This window comes from Bacteroides sp. AF32-8BH (assembly GCF_003435205.1).
In the GTDB taxonomy this organism is placed as follows: Bacteria; Bacteroidota; Bacteroidia; order Bacteroidales; family Bacteroidaceae; genus Bacteroides; species Bacteroides ovatus.
On the sequence record NZ_QVLZ01000001.1, the window covers coordinates 365,224 to 370,248 of the forward strand.

Annotated in this window: 1 protein-coding gene; it reads left to right on the forward strand. The window is 54.0% G+C overall.

Annotated elements, in window-relative coordinates; all coding sequences use genetic code 11:
* The first annotated feature begins 861 nt into the window (after positions 1–861).
* Entirely contained in the window at positions 862–4,827 is a 3,966-nt protein-coding gene (locus DWZ47_RS01530) for a hybrid sensor histidine kinase/response regulator transcription factor (protein WP_117512136.1), read from the forward strand.
* Positions 4,828–5,025: the final 198 nt, after the last annotated feature.

Sequence of the window (5,025 nt, forward strand, 5' to 3'; positions counted from 1 at the left end):
ATAAGGGGCTGTACACATGCGTCAGCTCCTTGTTTTTAAGGGGATATTCGACTTTTAGCCCCCAAAAAGATCAATATTGTTATGTACAACCGTCCAACCTGCGGGTAAAGTGCGCAACTCGGACCTGGACAGCAAGCTGAAAAGAGGCACAAGTATGTAGGCAACCCTGTTATAGCACCGGAATCTGCTGTGTCGCATGAATCAACCGTAGTCCCCGTGAAAGGCATGGCTATACCGCCAAGGGCTGTGGATGAAGTCGCAATGCGGAAAGCCGTCCTTTCCCAGGCAGTTCTCAGGAAGTCTTAAGAAAGAGGGGATAAACATCTGATACGGACAACTCGCAATACGATACGCAACGATGAAAGTGGTGAACAAATCTGGCACTAACGGATGCGCCTCTTTTATATGATTATAATATTAACAAGAAATGCCCGCCATTGTTCTTAAATGCGAATTATAACTTCTTACTGTTGGAAGATTATCTATAAATCGGGCATGAGGGTAAGAGTGCTTACAAACAATTCGGCCCGCTTTATTGGGGGCTGCCAAACCTCGACCGGCACCTGTACCACCCGCGGATATAAATTCGGACCGGAGGTATGGATGGTATTCCGCACACCGGACCAACGTACCCTTGCGGACAGTCCCGAGCCCGGCAAGCCATAATTCCGTCGGGTCAATTGAACAACCGCCTCTCGGAATATGTTCATATCATGGGCCGGTCCCGTATGCAGCTATTTTCCGGGGTACATGACATTGAGGACATACCGCCTGATGCCGACATCCGAGGTTATGTTTAAATTTGTATATTAATTTATATTTTTATATATTTGCAACAGTTATTGTCTAATTTACATCAGAATGACACGTGTTCGGAATATGGGAAGAATACTGTCCGCATTCCTCATGCTGGGAATTTCCTCCATGTGCGGAGCCCAGATATATAAATACTTGGGAATAGAGGACGGATTGAGTAACCGGAGGATTTACCGTATCCAAAAAGACGGGAGGGGATACATGTGGTTCCTCACCCAGGAGGGGATGGACCGTTATGACGGCAAGCGGATCAGGCATTACACTGTTCTTGACGGCAATCTGAAGGTGGCCCCGCAAGTCAATCTGAACTGGCTCTACACCGACACGGAGAACACGCTGTGGGTTGTGGGAAGGAAAGGCCGTATTTTCCATTACGACACCCTCCATGACCGTTTCCGGATGGTATACAGGATACCCGGTCTTCAGGATGACTTCGCCACGGGCATGCTCTGTTACGCCTATATGGACCGTGGGGACCGCATATGGCTCTGTCAGGGTGACCATATCATCCGCTATGACACCCGCACAGGCATTGCGCAGCGGCTGGTCTCCCGTTTAAGAGGTGATATAACCGCTATCAGCGAGACGGACGGTACAAACCTTTTCATCGGTACCGTGAACGGACTTTTTCCGGTACGGGAAAGGGACGGTGTCCTTGAGGCGCTTGCGGACACGGACAGCATCCGGACGCCGGTCAGCGAACTCTACTACCACCCCGGTTCGAAGAAACTGTTCGTGGGAACCTTCAGGAAGGGCATACTTGTATACGGAGTGTCCGCAGGCAGTACGCTGCGGAATGTGGCCGTCAACCGGATCACCCCTCTCAATGACCGGGAGCTGCTGATAGCCACGGGCGGAAGGGGGGTATACAGGATGGATATGGACTCGCTAGTGCCCAAACCCTATATAACCGCCGACTACGCCAGCCACAACGGCATGAACGGAGACAATATCAATGACATTTATGTGGATGGCGGGGACCGTATCTGGCTTGCCAACTACCCCGCCGGAGTCACAATCCGGAATAACCGCTACCAGAGCTATGAATGGTTCCGGCACTCACCGGGCAACAGCCGGTCGCTGGTTAACGATCAGGTGCATGATGTCATCGAAGACAGCGAAGGCGACTTGTGGTTCGCCACCAGCAACGGGATCAGCCTGCTGCAGCCTGCGGTAGGACGGTGGCGCTCCTTTCTCAGCCGGTCCGATGGGATACAGGATGGCGGGAACCATATCTTCCTGACGCTCTGCGAGGTCTCGCCGGGTGTCATCTGCGCCGGCGGGTACGCTTCGGGCCTGTACAGGATCGAAAAGAAAACCGGGAGGGTGGAATACTTTCCCCCCTCCTTTGCAGCAGAGGGGCGTCCAGACCAGTATATCAATGACATCGGAAAAGATTCCGGAGGATGTATATGGACAGGGGGCTGCCACAATCTCAAACGTTTCGATCCCCATGACGGCACAGTACGCCTGTACCCGGTCCCGGGCCCCATCACCGCCATACTGGAGAAGGCTCCGGAATGGATGTGGATCGGTACCGGCATGGGGTTGTACCTGCTTGACGGGCACGGGGGGACCTGCAGACATATCGCCTTTCCAGTCGAGGCGGTTCATGTCTATGCACTGTACCAGGCACCGGACGGGCTCCTGTATATCGGCACCGGCGGGGCGGGACTTCTCGTCTATGACAGCGTGGAGGACAGGTTCGTCCGCCAATACCAGACCGAGAACTGCGCCCTGATATCCAATAACATCCATACCATTGTCCCCCGTGCGGACGGCACCCTGCTACTGGGGACCGAAAACAGCGTGGCCCTGTTCCGGCGTGAGAGCGGCACTTTCAGAAACTGGACGGCAGAACAAGGGCTGGCAAGCGTATGCCTCAATGCCGGGGTATCCACTTTCCGGCACGGGGAAAGCTTCGTGTTCGGGAGTAACACCGGAGCCGTCATGTTCCCCTCCGACATGAGGATACCCGCCCCGCATTTTTCTCGGATGCTCCTGCGGGATTTCATGATCTCCTACCGCCCCGTCTATCCCGGGGACAAGGGATCCCCCTTGAGGGAGGATATTGACAATACCGTCAGGCTGGAACTTGCATATGACCAGAATACCTTCTCCCTGGAAGCTGTCTCCATCAACTACGACTATCCCTCGAACATCCTATATTCATGGAAATTGGAGGGGCTCTACGAGGGCTGGAGCCATCCGGTCCAGAGCGGGCGGATACAGTTCACGAGCCTGCCCCCAGGCAACTACACCCTGCGTATCCGTGCCGTCTCCAATGAGGAGAAATACAAGGTGTATGAGGAAAGAAGCCTCGGTCTGAGTGTCGCCCGGCCGCTGTGGGCGGGTACATGGGCCATTGCCGGATATGCGTCATTGTGTGTGTTGGCTGGGGTGGTGTCTTTTCGCGTTGCCATGTTGCGCAGGCAGAAAAGGATATCAGACGAAAAGACGTGCTTCTTCATACATACTGCCCATGATGTCCGTACTCCGCTTACGCTGATCAAGGCTCCGCTGGAAGAGGTGGTGGAGAAAGACATGGTGAAGGCGGAGGGGATGGACAATGTACGGATGGCCCTGAAAAGCGTGGACGGACTTCTGGGATTGGTCACCAGCCTGATAGATTTCGAGAGTACGGACAACTACACCTTGAGACTTCATGTCTCGGAATATGAGCTCAACAGTTATCTGGAGACGACCTGTGAGGCATTCCGCACATATGCCTCCATCAGGGACATCGATATCACCCGTGAGAGCGGCTTCCCTTACCTGAATGTCCGGTTTGACAAGGACAAAATGGACTCTATATTGAAGAATATGCTGTCCAACGCACTGAAGTACACTCCACGGGGCGGGAGTATCCAGGTCCGTGCCTTCGCGGACCGGCATGTATGGGGTGTGGAAGTGGAAGACACGGGGATTGGCATTCCACCTGAGGAACGGAAGAAACTGTTCAGGAACCATTTCAGGGGCAGTAATGCCGTCAATCTGCAAGTGGCGGGAAACGGTGTCGGACTGATGATGGTACATAGGCTGGTAAGGCTGCACGGAGGCAGGGTCCGCGTTACCAGTACCGAGGGGAAGGGGACCATGGTATGTGTTATTTTTCCCCTGAGGAGCAGACGCCTTGACAAGGCATGCCCCGTTGCTTCGCCCAGGAAACAGGATACCGGGAAAACCCGCATGGGACCGGATTGCGGCCCCATGCGTGAGATCCTTCCAACAATGACCGGCGGGGACCGGCAGCGTATTCTTATTGTGGAGGACAATGACGATTTGCGGACCTACCTTGAGGGGCTGCTGAAAGAGGAATACCTGGTCCAAACCTGTTCCAACGGACGGGACGCGCTGCTTGTGGCGAGAGAATACAATCCGGACCTGATACTTTCGGACGTTATGATGCCTGAAATGGGAGGGGACGAACTTTGCGCGTCCGTCAAATCCGATATTGAGACATCCCATATCCCGGTCATGCTGCTGACCGCCTTGGGAGATGAGAAGGACATGCTGGAGGGGCTGGAAAACGGAGCTGACGCCTATATCACCAAACCGTTTAGCATAAACGTGCTCAGGGCGAATATCAGGAACATACTGGCAAACCGGGCACTGCTCAGACGGGCATACGCCGGTCTTGAGGACGGAGTCGGACAGGTTCCGCCGGACTGCCACAATACCCGGGACTGGAAATTCATGGCCTCCGTAAGGGAATGCGTCATGAAGAATATCGACAACCCCGGTTTCTGTGTGGACATGCTCTGTGGCATGCAGAACATGAGCCGCACCGGATTTTTCAACAAGTTGAAGGCGCTCACCGGCCATGCCCCGGCTGACTATATCCGCTCCATGCGGCTGCAATATGCGGCACAACTGCTCAGGGAAAAAGACTGTTCGATAACGGAAATCTCGGATGACTCGGGGTTCTCCGATGTCAGATATTTCAGGGAGGTGTTCAGGAAGTACTATGGAATGAGCCCGAGTGAGTACAGGAATTCGATGAGAGGATAACATCACGGGCAGACAGACTCCAGGATATGGCAGGTCTTATTGTCGGAGATGGTGTATGTTTCGCTCCGCACCGACAAGCCGGGCACGGTTAACTCGTTCACCGTAATGATGAAGGCGAACAGCCGCCCTGCCCCAGTATTGAGGCTCGTGCCTGATAGGGATAGTAGAAATAATAGTGTTCGTCCAACAGCCCGCCTG